The 15,218-nt window shown below is 64.0% G+C and carries 13 protein-coding genes; 3 read left to right on the forward strand and 10 right to left on the reverse strand.

Features of this window, described 5'->3' with window-relative positions; translation table 11 throughout:
* The first annotated feature begins 7 nt into the window (after positions 1-7).
* Positions 8-775: an LPS export ABC transporter ATP-binding protein gene (gene lptB, locus RMN73_RS04795; protein WP_405051530.1), complete on the forward strand. Its 768-nt coding sequence runs from the start codon at positions 8-10 to the stop codon at positions 773-775.
* Between the two features lie 5 nt (positions 776-780).
* A complete protein-coding gene (rpoN, locus tag RMN73_RS04800) occupies positions 781-2,220 on the forward strand; it encodes an RNA polymerase factor sigma-54 (protein WP_309602174.1) in 1,440 nt (479 codons plus the stop codon).
* On the opposite strand, the gene RMN73_RS04805 is transcribed toward rpoN, so the two are convergent.
* The 4 genes from RMN73_RS04805 to recF all read right to left on the reverse strand — a co-directional run bounded on the left by RMN73_RS04805 (position 2,217) and on the right by recF (position 8,453).
* Entirely contained in the window at positions 2,217-2,981 is a 765-nt protein-coding gene (locus RMN73_RS04805; protein WP_309602175.1) for an endonuclease/exonuclease/phosphatase family protein, read from the reverse strand. The genes rpoN and RMN73_RS04805 overlap by 4 nt on opposite strands.
* A gap of 34 nt (positions 2,982-3,015) precedes the next feature.
* Positions 3,016-5,517 (reverse strand): DNA topoisomerase (ATP-hydrolyzing) subunit B, encoded by a 2,502-nt coding sequence (gyrB, locus tag RMN73_RS04810; RefSeq protein ID WP_309602176.1) that lies wholly within the window; start codon positions 5,515-5,517, stop codon positions 3,016-3,018.
* 144 nt (positions 5,518-5,661) lie between these two features.
* Positions 5,662-7,167 (reverse strand): DEAD/DEAH box helicase, encoded by a 1,506-nt coding sequence (locus RMN73_RS04815; RefSeq protein WP_309602177.1) that lies wholly within the window; start codon positions 7,165-7,167, stop codon positions 5,662-5,664.
* A 221-nt stretch (positions 7,168-7,388) separates the two neighbouring features.
* A complete protein-coding gene (gene recF / locus RMN73_RS04820) occupies positions 7,389-8,453 on the reverse strand; it encodes a DNA replication/repair protein RecF (protein WP_309602178.1) in 1,065 nt (354 codons plus the stop codon).
* A gap of 75 nt (positions 8,454-8,528) precedes the next feature.
* On the opposite strand from recF, the gene RMN73_RS04825 reads away from it, so the two are divergent.
* Positions 8,529-8,954 carry a hypothetical protein gene (locus tag RMN73_RS04825; protein ID WP_309602179.1) on the forward strand — a complete coding sequence of 142 codons (426 nt, stop codon included), beginning with the start codon at positions 8,529-8,531 and terminating at the stop codon, positions 8,952-8,954.
* Positions 8,955-8,957: 3 nt separating this feature from the next.
* Here the strand turns inward: RMN73_RS04825 and dnaN are convergent, their stop codons facing one another.
* The 6 genes from dnaN to RMN73_RS04855 form a co-directional block, all read right to left on the reverse strand.
* Complete coding sequence (gene dnaN / locus RMN73_RS04830; protein ID WP_309602180.1) at positions 8,958-10,061, reverse strand: DNA polymerase III subunit beta; 1,104 nt, start codon at positions 10,059-10,061, stop codon at positions 8,958-8,960.
* A gap of 164 nt (positions 10,062-10,225) precedes the next feature.
* Positions 10,226-10,771 carry a fasciclin domain-containing protein gene (locus tag RMN73_RS04835; protein WP_309602181.1) on the reverse strand — a complete coding sequence of 182 codons (546 nt, stop codon included), beginning with the start codon at positions 10,769-10,771 and terminating at the stop codon, positions 10,226-10,228.
* A gap of 91 nt (positions 10,772-10,862) precedes the next feature.
* Positions 10,863-11,891: a hypothetical protein gene (locus RMN73_RS04840; RefSeq protein WP_309602182.1), complete on the reverse strand. Its 1,029-nt coding sequence runs from the start codon at positions 11,889-11,891 to the stop codon at positions 10,863-10,865.
* A gap of 72 nt (positions 11,892-11,963) precedes the next feature.
* On the reverse strand, positions 11,964-13,238 hold the full coding sequence (locus RMN73_RS04845; RefSeq protein ID WP_405051531.1) for a spinster family MFS transporter: 1,275 nt from the start codon (positions 13,236-13,238) through the stop codon (positions 11,964-11,966).
* A 56-nt stretch (positions 13,239-13,294) separates the two neighbouring features.
* Positions 13,295-14,440 (reverse strand): class V aminotransferase, encoded by a 1,146-nt coding sequence (locus RMN73_RS04850; RefSeq protein WP_309602184.1) that lies wholly within the window; start codon positions 14,438-14,440, stop codon positions 13,295-13,297.
* Complete coding sequence (locus tag RMN73_RS04855; RefSeq protein ID WP_309602185.1) at positions 14,437-15,198, reverse strand: tryptophan 2,3-dioxygenase family protein; 762 nt, start codon at positions 15,196-15,198, stop codon at positions 14,437-14,439. Before RMN73_RS04855 ends, RMN73_RS04850 begins: the two co-directional genes overlap by 4 nt.
* Positions 15,199-15,218: the final 20 nt, after the last annotated feature.

The following is a 15,218-nucleotide window of genomic DNA, read 5'->3' on the forward strand; positions in this document are numbered from 1 at the left end:
GCCGCCCGTGAACGACGCTTTGCCCTTCGAGGCGCGGACCCACGCTGGCGAGGTGCGCGGGCTCGACGTGCGCTCGATCGCCAAGGCCTATGACGGTCGCGCGGTGCTCCACGATGTATCGCTGACCGTGTCGCGCGGCGAAGTGGTCGGGCTGCTCGGCCCCAACGGCGCGGGCAAGACCACCAGCTTCTATTCGGTGATGGGGCTGGTGAAACCCGATTCGGGCCGCATCTACCTCGACGGGGCGGAGATTACCGGGCTGCCAATGTATCGCCGCGCGATCCTCGGGCTCGGCTATCTGCCGCAGGAAACCTCGATCTTCCGCGGGCTGACGGTCGAGCAGAATATTCTCTCGGTGCTCGAAATCGCCGAGCCCGACGCCGATGCGCGTTATGCGCGGCTCGAACAATTGCTCGACGAATTTGGGCTGGTGAAGCTTCGCGCGGCACCTGCCATGGCGTTGTCGGGGGGCGAGCGGCGGCGGTGCGAGATCGCCCGCGCACTGGCGACCGAGCCGTCGATCATGCTGCTCGACGAGCCATTCGCGGGGATCGACCCGATTTCGATCTCCGACATTCGCGAGCTGGTGAAGGATTTGAAGCGGCGCGACATCGGGGTGCTGATCACCGACCATAATGTCCGCGAGACGCTCGATATCGTCGATCGCGCCTGCATCATTTATGACGGGCAAGTGCTGTTCCAGGGCACCCCCGAAGCGCTGGTCGCCGACCAGGAAGTGCGCCGGCTCTACCTCGGCGAGAGCTTCGCTCTTTAATCCAGATGGGATTAGGCCCCGGCCTCTCCATTCGCCCGACCCAGTCGCTGGTGATGAGCCAGCAATTGCAGGCCGCAATCAAATTACTGGCACTGTCGAACATGGAGCTGGGAGCGGTGATCGCCGAGGAAGTGGCGAAGAATCCGTTGCTCGAGGTGCGCCCCGGCGAGGGCGGGCAAGAAGGCGGGCTGGTCGTCACCACCGACCGCGAAACCGGCGACGAGGCGGTCGACCCCAAGGGTTCGGACGAGATGCTGGCCAGCGGCGACACATCCGGGCTCGACATGGACTGGAACGCCGCCGCGCTCGACAATGACAGCTTCGCCGATGTCGGATCGGGCGGGGGCAGCGACGAGGGCTTCGATTTCGACCGGGTAGCGGCGTCGGTCAGCGGGCTGAGCGAGCATCTGATCGGGCAGATTCACGGCGGCGGCGCGCTGGCCGAGGCGATCGTCAACGAGCTTGAGGAGACCGGTTATCTCGCCACGCCACTGCCGGTAATCGCCGAAGCGACGGGGGCGAGCCTGGAGGAGGTCGAGGCGGCGCTGGCTTTAGTCCAGTCGCTCGACCCGCCGGGGATTGCGGCGCGCACCCTCGAGGAATGCATCGCGCTTCAGGCCAGGGCCGCCGACCGATACGATCCGGCAATGGCGCGGCTGATCGCCAATCTGGAATTGCTGGCGCGCGGGCAGACCAAGGATTTGATGCGAATTTGCGGCGTCGATGCCGAGGATCTGAAGGATATGATCGCCGAGCTTCGGGCGTACGACCCCAAGCCCGGGTGCCGGTTTGCGCCGAGCGACAGCCAGTCGGCGGGGGAGCCTGATATCTTCGTCCGACGGGCCGGTGGCGGCTGGGCGATCGAGCTCAACCCGGCGACCTTGCCGCGGGTGCTGGTCAATCGGCGGTATCATGCCGAGCTTAAGACCGGGCCGAACGACAAGGCGTCGAAAGCGTGGCTGAGCGAGTGCCTGGCCAGCGCCAACTGGCTGGTCAAGGCGCTCGACCAACGCGCGCGCACGATCGTCAAGGTCGCGACCGAGATCGTCCGGCGGCAGCAGGGTTTCTTCGAGGCGGGCATTTCCGCGATGCGCCCGCTGACGTTGCGCGATGTCGCCGAGGCAATCGACATGCACGAATCGACCATCAGCCGGGTGACCAGCAACAAGACGATGCTGTGCGATCTGGGGCTGTTCGAATTGAAATATTTCTTCGGCTCGGGGGTCGCATCGGACAGCGGCGAAGGCGCGTCGGCGGCGGCCGTGAAGGACGAGATCAGGCGGCTGATCGGCGCCGAGCAGGAGATTTTGAGCGACGACACGTTGGTCGAACTGTTGAAGGGCAAGGGTTTCGACCTCGCCCGGAGAACGGTCGCCAAATATCGCGAGGCGTCAGGCATCGGCTCGTCGATCCAGCGCCGCCGCCAGCGCAAGATGACCAGCTAGAACGCCAGCCGCGCCCAGATCGGCAAATGATCCGATGCCTTGCGCGACGCCGCGCTGGTATGGACCCCCGCCGCCTCGATCGCCAATTGCCGATCGACGATGATCCGGTCGAGCGACGCGACCGGTCTGCGCGAATGGAAGCTCGGCCCGGTCGCTGCGAAGCAATAGCTGCCGTTCAGATCCTTGAGGCTGCCCGCCCCGTCGCGCCATTCGTTGGTGTCGCCCATCAACACCGTCGGCATTGCCTGCGGACGCTTGGCGATCAGATCGAGGATCGCTTTCATCTGCCGTCGCCGCCACAGCCCGCTAAGGTCGAGATGCATGCCGATGATCCGGATCGGGCGATCGCCGAACAATAATTCGGCGAGGATCGCGCCGCGTGGCTCGAGCGTCGGAAGCTCGATCGCATGGACGTCGATCACCCCGACGTGCGGCTTGATCAGCAATGCATTGCCATGCCAGCCGAGGTTGCGCGTATCGAGCTTCATCAGTTTTTCGGCGTGGAGCCCGCCGGGGATTTTTTCGAGCAGGCGATTGTGCCGCACCCCGAACGCGACCGGGATGTACATGCCGTGGCCGTCGATCAGCTCATGCGGCATCGCCGACCCGCGCCCGCCAACGCGCTTGTCCGCCTCCTGCAAGGCAACAACATCGGCGTCGATCTCCTTGAGCACCGCGAGCACACGATCGGGATTACGCCGCCGGTCGGTGCCGATGGCCTTGCGCATGTTGTAGGAAGCGACAGTGATGGTGGAGGTCATTGCTCCGCCAACCATTCCGGCTCTGTGGGGTTCCTCAAACGTCGAGATTGGCGACCGACAGCGCGTTTTCCTGGATGAATTCGCGGCGGGGTTCGACGACGTCGCCCATCAGACGGGTGAAGATTTCGTCGGCGACATCGGCCTGCTGGACCTCGACCCGAAGCAAGGAGCGGTTCGACGGATCGAGCGTGGTTTCCCACAATTGCTCGGCGTTCATTTCGCCAAGCCCCTTGTAGCGCTGGATGCTGAGGCCCTTGCGGCCCGCGGCCAGCACCGCGTCAAGCAGTTCGGACGGACGGGTGACCGCGATGGTCTTGCCCTTGGTCGCGGCTTCGGCCTCGATCGCATCGTCATCGTCATCGGGAAGCGGGGCGGCTTCGGCCACCGGGGCATTGCCCTTGCGCAGCGTCTTGAGCACCGACGGATGGGCGTAAGCCTCGCTTTGCTCGGCGGCGAGCGCGTGCAGCTTGCGCGCTTCGGCCGAGGCGAGGAAGCCCGGCTCGATCAGATGGGCATCGGTCACCCCGCGCCAGCGCCGCTGGAGCAGATAGCCGCCTGCCTCGGCGACCTCGCCCGACCAGACGGCTTCGAGGTCGCCAGCGCCGAGCCATTTGGCGACGGTGGCGATGGCCTTGGTCTTGCCGGCCTTGTTGATCTCGGGATCGAGCGCACCTGACAGCGCCAGCGCCTCGATCATCGCCGGATCGTAATTCTTGGGCGCATAATGCATCAGGGTGCGGACGCGCCGCGCATGTTCGACCAGTTCGCGAAGCGCCTCGCCAGTGCGTTGCTCGGCGCCGTCGAGCATCAGCCCGTCGAGCCCGGCATCGACCAGATATTGGTCAAGCGCGCTATCGTCCTTCAGATAGACTTCCGAGCGGCCACGCGCGACTTTGTAGAGCGGCGGCTGGGCGATGTAGAGGTGCCCGGCGTCAATCAATTCGGGCATCTGGCGGTAGAAGAAGGTCAGCAGCAAGGTGCGGATATGCGCGCCGTCGACGTCGGCGTCGGTCATGATCACGATCTTGTGATAGCGCAATTTCTCGAGGTTGAATTCCTCGCGCCCGATCGAGGTGCCGAGCGCCTGGATCATGGTCCCGATTTCCTTCGACCCGAGCATCCGGTCGAACCGCGCACGCTCGACGTTGAGGATCTTGCCCTTCAACGGCAGGATCGCCTGGATCTTGCGGTCGCGGCCCTGCTTGGCCGAGCCGCCGGCGGAATCGCCCTCGACCAGGAATAATTCGCACTTGGCCGGATCGCGTTCCTGGCAATCGGACAATTTGCCCGCGAGGTAGGAGATGTCCATCACGCCCTTGCGGCGGGTCAGGTCGCGCGCTTTCTTGGCGGCCTCACGCGCGGCGGCGGCGTCAATCGTCTTCTGGATGATCGAGCGCGCGTCGGCGGGATGTTCCTCGAGCCATTCGGCCATCTTGTCGCTCATCAATGCTTCCAGCGGCTGGCGCACTTCGGAGCTGACCAATTTGTCCTTGGTCTGCGAACTGAACTTGGGGTCGGGCAATTTGACCGAGACGATCGCGGTCAGCCCTTCGCGCATGTCGTCGCCGGTGAGCGTGACCTTTTCCTTCTTCAGCATGCCCGATTTGTCGGCATAATTGTTGAGCGTGCGGGTCAATGCGGCGCGGAAGGCGGCCATGTGCGTGCCGCCGTCGCGCTGCGGGATGTTGTTGGTGAACGGCAGAACATTCTCATAATATGAGTCGTTCCACTCGAGCGCGACATCGATGCCGATGCCGTCGCGAACCGCCGAAATGGCGATCGGATCGGGGAACAGCGCAGTCTTGGCGCGGTCGAGATATTTGACGAACGCGGCGATCCCGCCCTCATAGTAAAGCTCGATTTCCTTGCGCTCGGCATGGCGCGCATCGGCGAGGATCAGCCGCACACCCGAATTAAGGAAGGCCAGCTCGCGGAAGCGATGCTCGAGCTTGTCGAAGTCGAATTCGATGATCTTGAAGGTGGCGGGCGACGGAAGGAAGGTGACTTTAGTGCCTTTTTTGCCGGCTGGTGCCGGGCCGACCATCTTGAGCGGCGAGACTGCGTCGCCATAAGCGAAGCGCATATTATGCTCCTCGCCATCGCGCCAGATCGTGAGCTCGAGCCATTCGCTGAGCGCGTTGACGACGCTGACGCCGACGCCATGCAGCCCGCCAGAAACCTTGTAGGCATTGTCGTCGGACGTATTCTCGAACTTCCCGCCGGCGTGGAGCTGGGTCATGATGACCTCGGCTGCCGACACGCCTTCCTCGGCATGGATCCCGGTGGGGATGCCGCGGCCATTATCCTCGACCGTGACCGATCCGTCGGGGTTGAGCTGGATCAGGATTCGGTCGCAATGCCCCGCCAGCGCCTCGTCGATCGCATTGTCGCTGACCTCAAACACCATGTGGTGGAGGCCCGAGCCATCGTCGGTGTCGCCGATATACATGCCGGGCCGCTTGCGCACCGCGTCCAGGCCCTTGAGGACCTTGATCTGGTCCGCGCCATAGTCATTCGTGTTGGGATCTTCTGCCATATCTCTCTTATAGGGCCTGCGCCCGAGAAGTCACGCGCGCGTACGCGTGCACGCGTGTACGCGCGTGAGTCGAACGGGTGAGAAACAGCGAAAAGCCGCGCCCTTTCGCAATGGAGCGGCTTTCGGTTTTCAGCGTAGAACGGACTAGCCGTGAGCGCGCTGGCCGGTGTTGCCCCCGGGGCGACCGCGCCCGCGACCGCCGCGGCTGCCGAACGGGCGCTTGGGCTGACCGGCGCCGGGTCCATTGGCCGGACGATGCGCGGCATGGCCGTCGGCGCGCTGCGGATGACGCTGCGGCTGGGCAACATTGTCACGCAACGGATTGGCGCGGGGACCGCTACTGTTCTGGTCGTCGCGGCGATTGTCTGAGCCGTCGCGGCGCGGGCCGCCACGACCGTAGCCAGGCTTGAGCGCTGCAGTCGGGGTGAAACGACGACCACCGTGCGGCTGACGCTCGCGGCTGTCGGTCTGCTTCGGGGCCGGCTTGAGGCGCTTGATCGCGGCGACGGCGGCCATGAAGCCTTCCGGCAACGCTGCCTCGGGAAGCTTGAGGCGCGTGAGCTTCTCGATATCCTTCAGATTATCGCGCTCGTCGCGGCTGCAGAAGGCAATCGCCTGGCCCGATGCACCCGCCCGCGCCGTGCGGCCGATGCGATGGACATATTGCTCGGGAACATCAGGCAGGTCGAAATTGACGACATGGCTAACGCCCGGAATATCGATCCCGCGCGCCGCAATGTCGGTCGCGATCAATACCTTGACCTCGCCCGAGCGGAACAGGCCGAGCGCACGCTCGCGCTGGCCCTGGCTCTTGTTGCCGTGAATCGCGTTCGACTTGATCCCCGCCGCCTCGAGGAAGCGGACGATCTTGTCGGCGCCATGCTTGGTGCGCGAAAAGACCAAGGCGCGCTCGACGTCGGGCTTTTGCAGGACGAGGGTCAGTAGCGCTTGCTTCTCGGCCTGGTTGACGTGGGTCACCGCCTGCGTGATCCGCTCAACCGTAGTGGCGACCGGAGTCACCGCGACTTCGGCCGGATTGGTAAGATAGGCATCAGCCAGCTGGCGGATCGCCTTGGGCATGGTGGCCGAAAAGAACAGGGTCTGGCGCTTGGCCGGGATCAATTTCACGATCCGCTTCAACGCGTGGATGAAGCCGAGGTCGAGCATCTGGTCGGCCTCGTCAAGGACGAGGATTTCGAGCGCCGACAGATCGAGCACGCGCTGATCGACCAGGTCGAGCAGGCGGCCCGGGGTGGCGACAAGCACGTCGAGCCCGCGTGATACTTCACGGATCGAGCGGGGCACCGGGGTGCCGCCGAAGATCACGCCGACGCTGATATGCTGGCCTTTGGCGTAGATACGCGCATGGTCGGCAATCTGGCTGGCGAGCTCACGGGTCGGTGCAAGCACCAGCATCCGCGCGCGGCCATTGACCGGACGCGGACGATCAGCGGCCATCAGCCGGTCGAGCGAGGGCAGCATGAACGCCGCAGTCTTGCCGGTGCCGGTCTGCGCAATCCCGAGCAGGTCGCGGCCGCTAAGCACGGTCGGGATGGCCTGCGCCTGGATCGGCGTGGGAATGAAGTAATTCTTGGCCGCAAGCGCGCTCAAAAGCGACGGCGAGAGGCCGAGGTCGGTAAATTTGGTCAAGTTATTTCCAATAATAAGTGTGTTGACCGGACGCGCCAAAGGGCGACGTCCGACCAGGGGTTGGTTGGGCACCCCGCGTGAAAAGGAGAGCGTTTAAGCTGGATCGAGACGCGGGCCGGACATCGCACCAGGGCGAAGGCTCCGATCACGCCGCTTGCAAGGGCGTCTCGTGTTGCAGTGCAATATAGAGAAGAATTCGAATTTGTCCAGTCACGCGCGCTTTAGGCCGCGCTGACCGCGCCGGACTCGACATGAAGGCGGGTCGCGTCGCCGGTCGCAATCGGGTCGAATAACGCTTCTTCAGTCGCGGTCATCCACACTTGCCCGCGCCCTGTCAGCCGGTCGAACAACGCCTCGCGCCGCGCCGGATCGAGGTGCGCGGCGACTTCATCGAGCAGCAGGATCGGCGGCTGGCCGCGCCGGCTGGCGACGAGATCAGCGTGGGCGAGGACCAGCCCGAGCAGCAGCGCCTTCTGCTCCCCGGTCGATCCGCGCGCAGCAGGCTGGCGCTTGACAACGTGCGTCACCGCCATGTCTTGGCGATGCGGCCCGATCAGCGCTCGACCGGCAGCTGCGTCTCGGCCACGCGACGCCTTTAGCCCGGCCGCAAGATCGCCGCCGTCCCATCCGTCGAGCGCCAGCGCCGCGCGCGGGAAATCGTCGCGCGCATCACTGAACATCGCGTCGGACAGCGCCGCGACGGTTCGCATTCGCGCCTCACCCAGCGCCGCGCCATGCTCGGCCATCCCCGCCTCGAGCGCCGCTAGCCACGACGGATCGGCGGAGTCAGGCTCGGCCAACAACTTGTTGCGCGCGCGCATCGCCGCTTCGTAACGCGCGGCGTGGGTCGCGTGGCCGGGTTCGAGCGCCAGCGTCAGCCGGTCGAGAAATCGCCGCCGCGCTCCCGCGCTATCGACAAACAAGCGGTCCATTGCCGGGGTGAGCCAAAGGACGGACAGCCATTCGGACAGCGAATTGACCGACGCCGCGACGCCGTTGATCCGCACCTGCCGGCGGTCGGGCGCGTCGGGGATGGTGCCAGTGCCAAGATCAACCCCCTCGCCCAGCCGCGCGGCAATCGCGAATGCTCCTGCCCCATCGCTTCGCGCCATGTCCGAGATCGCCACCTGCCGCAGCCCGCGCCCGGGGGTGAATAGCGACACTGCCTCGAGCAAATTGGTCTTGCCCGCGCCATTGGGGCCGCTAAGCAGCACGAACCCCGGTCCGGGCTCGACCAAAGCCGCGGCGTGATTTCGAAAATCAGTCAAGGCAAGGCGGGTGATCACGCGTTCGTCCTAACGCGGATGCGCGGCGGAACAAGCAGCGCCATCGGTCGCTTGGAAAAGTGAAGGATTTCGACGATGACCAATATGTGGACCGAGTGGCAGAAAATGTGGCGCGCGGGGACGATGCTGAGCGAGACCATGGTCGCATCGCACGCGGTGGTCGAGCACCGCGGACGGACGATCGAGGATGCGATGAGCGATCCCCTGAGCGCGGATTATGTCGAGCTGAACCGGATGGTGAGCGAGAAAGCGACCGCGTTCGGTGCGGCGGGCCTATCCTTGTCGCGCGACTGGCTGGCAATGCAGCGCGACTGGAGGGCGCAGGTCAGCGATGTCTCGGCGATGATGCTGGGCAAGCTGCCCAGCCCGCAAAAAACCCAGGCGATGATGGCCCGCAGCCAGCGCTTGAGCAGCGCCGCACTGGCGAGCAGCGTCCGCGCGATGACCCCGATCCACCGCGCCGCGACGGCCAATCAGCGGCGACTTGCGCGCAAGCCCTAGTCGTCACACGCGCATCGGCATGAGGACATAGAGCGCGTTGCTCTGGTCATTCTCGCGCAGCAGGGTCGGGGCTGCGGCGTCGGCGAGGTGGACTTCGACGCTGTCGCCCTCGATCTCGTGGAGGATGTCGAGCAGATAGCGGGCGTTGAACCCGATCTCGATAGTGTCCGAGCCATAATCGGCGGCGATTTCCTCAGTCGCGGTGCCGCTTTCGGGGCTGGTGACGCTCAAGGTAACCTTATCGCGATCGACGCTCATCTTGACCGCACGGGTCTTTTCCGAGGCGATGGTCGCAACCCGATCGACCCCGGCGGCGAAGCTCTTCGGGTCGAGCTTCAATAATTTGTCATTGCCGGTCGGAATGACGCGGTTGTAATCGGGGAAAGTTCCGTCGATCAGCTTCGAAGTCAGCACCGCGCTGCCCAGCCCGAAGCGGATCTTGGTCGGGGACAGCGAGACTTCGGCTGTGCCTTCGACCTCGTCGAGCAATTTGCGCAATTCGCCGACGCATTTCTTGGGGATGATGATGTCGGGCATGTTCTCCGCACCATCAGGGCGCGGCATGGTGATCCGCGCGAGGCGATGGCCATCGGTCGCAGCGGCTTTCAGCTTGTCGTCGACGACATGGAGGAAGATGCCCATCAGATAATAACGCGTTTCTTCGCTCGAGATCGCGAAGCGGGTCTTGTCGATGATCTGGCGCAGGGTCGCGGCGGGAAGTTCGAACCGGGTCGGCAATTCGCCCTCGGCAATGACCGGGAAATCGTCGCGCGGCAACGTCGACAGGTTGAACCGCGCGCGCCCGGCAACGACCTGCATCTTGCCGTCCGAAGCGCTCAATTCGACCTGGCTACCCTCGGGCAATTTGCGAACGATGTCGAAAAAGGTGTGCGCCGAGACGGTGGTCGCGCCGGCCAGCGACACTTGCGCCGCGACGCTTTCGTCGACCTGCAGATCGAGGTCGGTCGCCATCAGGCGGATCGACCCTTCTTCCTGCGCCTCGATCAGCACGTTGGACAGGATCGGGATGGTGTTGCGGCGCTCAACCACCGACTGGACATGGCCCAGCGCCTTGAGGAGGGTTGCCCGTTCGATCGTCGCCTTCATGCCGCTTCCCGTTCCTTGCCCCGGGCGGCCGAACCCGACCGCCGATACCTTGCCGGATCGTTATAGCGGGCCGAACGCACTCCGCCAGAGGGGACCAAAGGAAAAAACTGCCCCGAGATCAGGCTTAGGCGCTGTCGGCCTGATCGCCTGCGGACACGGAGCGGCTAGCCCGGCATCAACACGCCGTCGAGGTGATGGACAACGCCATTGGAGCGCTGGTCGTCACTGGCACTGACAATTGCCTTGCCGCCAGCTTTGTCGGTCAGGACGATATTGTCGCCCTCCTTCGTCGCGGTCAGGGTGCCGCCACCAAAAGTCGCCAGGGTCGCTTTGCCCTTGCCGTTTTCAATCGCTTTGCCGATGTCGGCAGCAAGGATCGCGCCGGGCAGGATGTGGCCGGTCAACACCTTGGTCAATTGCGCCCGCGCCTCGGGCTTCAGCAAGGTGTCGAGCGCACCCGCCGGAAGCTTGTCGAACGCAGCGTTGGTCGGAATGAGGACGGTGTATGGCCCGGGTCCGGCCAAGGTAGCATCCAGCCCGGCGGCCTTGGTGGCATCGGCGAATTTGCTGTCGTCGCTGCCAAGCCCGCTGGCGATCGTCTTGTCCCCCGCAGCGTCGCGCGCTGCTTCGGATTTGGGGGCGGTGCTATTGTCGGCGCTTGGCCCGCAGGCGGCGAGCGAAAGCGCCGACCAAGCGGCTGCAATAGTCATGATTGAACGCATGTTTCCCTCACTTGTGATGATCGAAAATCGTGCCGACAGGACCCGCCGAAACGGGTCCCGCCCGCAAGTGGCCATATAATCAGACGATCGCGTCAATCACCGCCGAAATCAGGCGGGTCTTGGGGTCGACCTGATAGATGTAGCCATCATTGTAGCGATACCAATTGTCGGCCGAATCCGCATAACGGTCACTATATTGTAACGGCACGTTGTAGGTGTCGTAACCAGTCGGCAATTGCCGACCAACGCCGAGATCGCCGGCCAGCAAGGCGACGATCGAATCGACCACCCCCGACCCTGAATTAACGCGATAGATCGCGCCATCGCCATAACGGTAATTATAATCACCAGCGTCAGCGTAATAATTGCGATACTGATAGGGCACGTTGTAGAAATCATAGCTGCTCGGCCAGGCATCGCCGCGCGCGTAATAATTATCGCCACCGAACAATGGAATCAGCCCGTCGACCAGGTTGGTGTTGCGATTCACGCGGTAGATATAGCCGTCGCCCGAGCGGAAGAAGTGGTTGCCGTCGTCGCGATACCAGCTGCGATACTGATCAGGCAGGAGGCTGTTGGCAAAGCCGCTTTGGAGCCGCGCGCCAAGATATTTCCTGGCCTGACCCGGGGGCAGGCAACCATTGTCCTTCTTGTCGAGGCCCGGCGGGCAATTGCTCGAAAGGCCACCGAAGCCGCGATCGAAGTTGCGGGTGACGAAGCGCGCATTGCCGTCGTTGCGATCATTGTCGATGCGGAACCGATTACCATTATCGACGATTTGCACACGCTTGTCGCCGTTCGGCCCGCGGGCCTGCTGATGGTCATTGCCATGCCACTTCGGACCATTGTCAGCGCGGCGCTCGGCTTTGCCGTCGCCATTGCCGCGCATTTTCATGCTCTGGCTGCCCTGGTTGGCGTGTTCGGCCTGGCGCACCGCCTTGCCACCACCACCACTACCGCCACCGGAGCCACGATCCGCCTTCATTGACTGGCCACGCTTGTCGCCGCCACGGTTGTCTTGTCCGCCGCCTTGTCCGCCCTTGTCGGCGAAAACCGGGGCCGCGATCGCCAGCGCCGCTGCGCTGGCTGCAAGTAAAATCTTGCTCATGAGAAAAACTCCTTCAAACAACCAACACTTGGCGAGCATGGCCGTTCCCCACTCGTTCATCGGGACGCAAGGTCAGGCGGCCACTTCCGGCTCATCGACCCAGTCGGCCTGGAGTCGGTTGATCGCCAACATCATCAGCAAAGCGGCGACAAGATAAAAACCGACAACGCTGACCGCCGCATAGCGCAGCGCTTCGTCCCCGAAACGACTCTCGAACATCACTGACAGCGCGCCAATGAGGGTCGGTCCGACGCCCAGGCCAATGAGGTTGTTGATCAACAGGAAGCTGGCCGAGGCGGTCGCGCGATTAGCCTGCGGCACGAGATGCTGGACTGCAGTCGTAACCGGCCCGAGCCACAAGATGTTGAGCGCGTTGGGGATCAGAAGCAGCGGCCATGCGATCCACGGATTGGGAATCAACAGGCCAGCAGCTAACGTCGGCGCAGTAATCAGCCATGCGATTGTCGGCAAGCGCGCGTACCACCGGCGGTCGCCCTGGCCAAGGCGGTCGGCAAACCAACCGCCGGCAAACACCCCGGCGGTCCCGCCGATGAAAAAGATCGCGGCGAGATACTGCCCGCGCTCAATCAGACCGAACCCGAAGCTGCGTTCGAGCACAGATGGCGTCCACAAGGCGAGGCCATAACCGGCAAGCGAGCTGCACGACGCTGCGAAGCCCATCAGCCAGAAGCTCGGCTTTCGCGCAAGGATGGCGAAAGTACTCGACAGTTTCGCGCGATCGGCGGCGACGCCCTTGGTGCGCGGCGGATCGCGAACAACGAACAACATGATCGGTGCCAACAGGATTCCCGCAAAGCCCATCATCACGAATGCGGCGCGCCAGTCGATCCAGGCCGCGAGATAAGCGCCGATCAGGGTGCCGAAGCCAAGCCCGAGAGGAACCCCGAGCGAGAAGATGGCCAGCGCGCGGGCGCGCCGGGCCGGTGGGAAATAATCTGCGATGAGCGCATAGGATGGAGCGACGCCCCCTGCTTCGCCGACGCCCACTCCAAGGCGGAAAAAGAATAATTGGCCAAATCCCGTGGCGGTCCCGCACAAAGCGGTAAAACCGCTCCAAACCGCCAGCGAGGCAGCGATCACTCTGCTGCGACTAGTGCGATCGGCCAGCATCGCCAACGGGATCGCAAGGACAGAATAGAGGATGGCGAAGGCGATTCCGGCGATCGCGCCGAATTCAGCATCGTCGAGCTTCAAATCCGTCATGATCGGCCCGGCGAGGATGCCGAGAATCTGCCGATCAAGGAAATTGAAGATATACGCCAGTAACAGGAAGGCGAGGACGATATTGGGGTTGCTCGCGCCACGACCTTGTTCACGCACGCGCATCTCTCCTCCAACCCCGACCGCTGCGGAATGGCACGCGGTGCCGGCGATTGCCAGCGCTACGCCGTCAGCCCGGCAGCGATCTGGGCGAACGCGTCGATATCGGCCGCGTCATGATAGAGGCCAAGCCCGACCCGCAGCACCTCGCCGCGAACATCGGTGATGCAATTCGCCGCCATGAGTTGCGCCTGCCAATCCGCCGCGCGAGGCGAGCGGAAGGCGAGGAAGCGGGCGTGCGGTCCGCCCTCGAGCGGGTTGAGCAAATCCGCACTGGCCAGGGCCGTACCGTCGATCGCGTCGAGCAGGTACGACTGGAGCGCGGCGACATGGGCGCTGATCGTGGTGGTGGTCAGACCTTCGCTGGCCAGCATCCGACGGATCGCGAGGAAGCGATAGAGCGACGAGGCATCGAACGTAGCGCCCATGAACCGCATCGCGTCACGCGTGTAACCGACCCCGCCGGGTGGGGCCTCAAGATCGCCGAACTCGGCATACCAGCCAGTGATCGGTGGGCGCGGGCCGAAACCGGGGGGGCAATGCATCAGCCCGAGGCCTTCGCCGGCCATGGCGTATTTATAAGCGCCGGCGAGGTAGAAGGCGGATGCTGCAGCGGTTACCTGGAACGGGGTGTCGAGGGCCATGAAGCTATGGTAGCCGTCGATCACAACCCACGGACCGGAGGGCTTGCCGAGCGCGGCTATAGCGTTGATATCGCTGATGATTTCGCCGGTTGCAAACAAAACTTGGCTGACCATGACGAGGTCGAAATTGCCGCCCCGCGCCGCCTCCAAAATCTCGCCTGCGGGCCGCGTTTCGAGCTCGAGCCAGCCATCTTCGGCCCAGCGCGCGAACTGGCGGCGGGCGCTGTGGAATTCCCCGTCACTGGTCAGCACGCGCAGGCGGCGCGGATCGGCGCGCGGGCAGGCCGCCGCAAGCCGGATGATGAAATCATGGGTGTTGGCGGCGAAGATGATTGCGGAGGGATCGCCACTGCCAAGCTCGGCCGCGACCTCGGCCTGAGCAGCGGGCCATAATTCGCCCATGATCCGGTCCCATTTGCGATCGGCCAGCCGCGACGCATCGTCCCAACATTCGACCTGACCGTCAAAACTGGCATCGGGCCACAGATGATGGCTGTGCGCCGCCATGTGCAGGCGGCCGGGCGCGGCGCCGAGACTGCGCGAGAACAACTGCTTGAAGCTCATAAATCTGTCCGAAGCGACCATAATTCGGGGAAGGCGCGTTTGGTCAGCGTCGATTCGAGATAGGCCGCGCCGGCCGATCCGCCAGTGCCCTTCTTGCCGCCGATGATGCGGGTGACCGTCAGCACATGCTTGTGCCGCCAGCCGGCCAGGCCGTCGTCGATATCGACCAGTTTCTCGGCCAGTTGGTAAAGCTCGAAATATTTGCCCGACTCGCGATAGACCGCGAGCCACGAGGCGTGAATGTCATCCGCCGTGCCAATGGCGAAGCCGGCGCGGGCAAGCGCGGCATTGGCCTCGTCCCACAAGCTGGGTTCCGCCAGCGCGGCGCGCAGGCGAACGCCGCCTTCATCCCCGCCTTCATGATAGTCGAGGAACTTGGCGTCCTTCATCCCGAGCCGAAACTCAAGCTCGCGAAACTGCGCCGACTGGAAGCCCGACGAGGTGCCGAGCACATGGCGGAATTCGGAATAATCGACCGGGGTCAGGGTCGACAGCACATCCCATGACATGGTCATCACCGCCTGGATCCGGCTGACCCGCGACAGCGCCTTATAGGCTTCGGCATAGCGGTCCTGCCCCACCAGCCGGGTCGCCAGCGCGACCTCGTGGAGCATCTGCTTGAGCCACAATTCCTTGGTCTGGTGGATGACGATGAACAGCATTTCGTCATGCAGGTCGCTCAGCGGCGCTTGCGCCCCGAGCAGAGCGGGGAGGCGGAGGTAATCGGCGTAAGTGACGCTGGCAGGGATTGCGGTCATGCCCCGGCTTAATCCAAAGT

The sequence above is a fragment of the Sphingomonas sp. genome (genome assembly GCF_031372575.1).
Classification (GTDB): Bacteria; Pseudomonadota; Alphaproteobacteria; order Sphingomonadales; family Sphingomonadaceae; genus Sphingomicrobium.

Excerpts from the sequence above, each read along its gene's own strand:
- rpoN (WP_309602174.1), top strand. The coding sequence starts at position 781 with ATGGGATTAGGCCCCGGCCTCTCCATTCGCCCGACCCAGTCGCTGGTG.
- RMN73_RS04805 (WP_309602175.1), bottom strand. The coding sequence starts at position 2,981 with ATGACCTCCACCATCACTGTCGCTTCCTACAACATGCGCAAGGCCATC.
- gyrB (WP_309602176.1), bottom strand. The coding sequence starts at position 5,517 with ATGGCAGAAGATCCCAACACGAATGACTATGGCGCGGACCAGATCAAG.
- RMN73_RS04825 (WP_309602179.1), top strand. The coding sequence starts at position 8,529 with ATGACCAATATGTGGACCGAGTGGCAGAAAATGTGGCGCGCGGGGACG.
- dnaN (WP_309602180.1), bottom strand. The coding sequence starts at position 10,061 with ATGAAGGCGACGATCGAACGGGCAACCCTCCTCAAGGCGCTGGGCCAT.
- RMN73_RS04835 (WP_309602181.1), bottom strand. The coding sequence starts at position 10,771 with ATGACTATTGCAGCCGCTTGGTCGGCGCTTTCGCTCGCCGCCTGCGGG.
- RMN73_RS04840 (WP_309602182.1), bottom strand. The coding sequence starts at position 11,891 with ATGAGCAAGATTTTACTTGCAGCCAGCGCAGCGGCGCTGGCGATCGCG.
- RMN73_RS04845 (WP_405051531.1), bottom strand. The coding sequence starts at position 13,238 with ATGCGCGTGCGTGAACAAGGTCGTGGCGCGAGCAACCCCAATATCGTC.
- RMN73_RS04850 (WP_309602184.1), bottom strand. The coding sequence starts at position 14,440 with ATGAGCTTCAAGCAGTTGTTCTCGCGCAGTCTCGGCGCCGCGCCCGGC.
- RMN73_RS04855 (WP_309602185.1), bottom strand. The coding sequence starts at position 15,198 with ATGACCGCAATCCCTGCCAGCGTCACTTACGCCGATTACCTCCGCCTC.